The sequence below is a fragment of the Aerococcus sp. HMSC10H05 genome, assembly GCF_001806975.1.
Classification (GTDB): domain Bacteria; phylum Bacillota; class Bacilli; order Lactobacillales; family Aerococcaceae; genus Aerococcus; species Aerococcus viridans_B.
Genome location: NZ_KV786980.1, coordinates 491 through 950 on the forward strand (window position 1 = coordinate 491; position 460 = coordinate 950).

Sequence of the window (460 nt, forward strand, 5' to 3'; positions counted from 1 at the left end):
CCTGACTACGAATCAGGCGGTTGCAGGTTCGAATCCTGCTGGGTGCATGAGCGGGAAATAGCTCAGCTTGGTAGAGCACTTGGTTTGGGACCAAGGGGTCGCAGGTTCGAATCCTGTTTTCCCGATTCTAATTTGGGGGATTAGCTCAGCTGGGAGAGCGCCTGCTTTGCACGCAGGAGGTCAGCGGTTCGATCCCGCTATTCTCCACTTAATTAGATGTATAATATAATATGGCGGTGTAGCTCAGCTGGCTAGAGCGTCCGGTTCATACCCGGGAGGTCATGGGTTCGATCCCCTTCGCCGCTATTATATAAATTACTTGGACCTTTAGCTCAGTTGGTTAGAGCAGACGGCTCATAACCGTCCGGTCGTAGGTTCGAGTCCTACAAGGTCCATCCTTGTATGGGATTATATGAAAATATTGTCACGGAGGATTACCCAAGTCCGGCTGAAGGGAACG

Annotated in this window: 4 tRNA genes; all 4 read left to right on the forward strand. The window is 51.1% G+C overall.

From position 1 onward, the window contains the following. Positions 1 to 51: 51 nt before the first annotated feature. Positions 52 to 125: transfer RNA gene (locus tag HMPREF3116_RS04760), tRNA-Pro, on the forward strand. A gap of 9 nt (positions 126 to 134) precedes the next feature. Next, positions 135 to 207: transfer RNA gene (locus HMPREF3116_RS04765), tRNA-Ala, on the forward strand. Between the two features lie 25 nt (positions 208 to 232). Then, positions 233 to 306 (forward strand) — tRNA-Met (locus tag HMPREF3116_RS04770). 15 nt (positions 307 to 321) lie between these two features. Continuing rightward, positions 322 to 395 (forward strand) — tRNA-Ile (locus tag HMPREF3116_RS04775). Positions 396 to 460 lie beyond the last annotated feature (65 nt).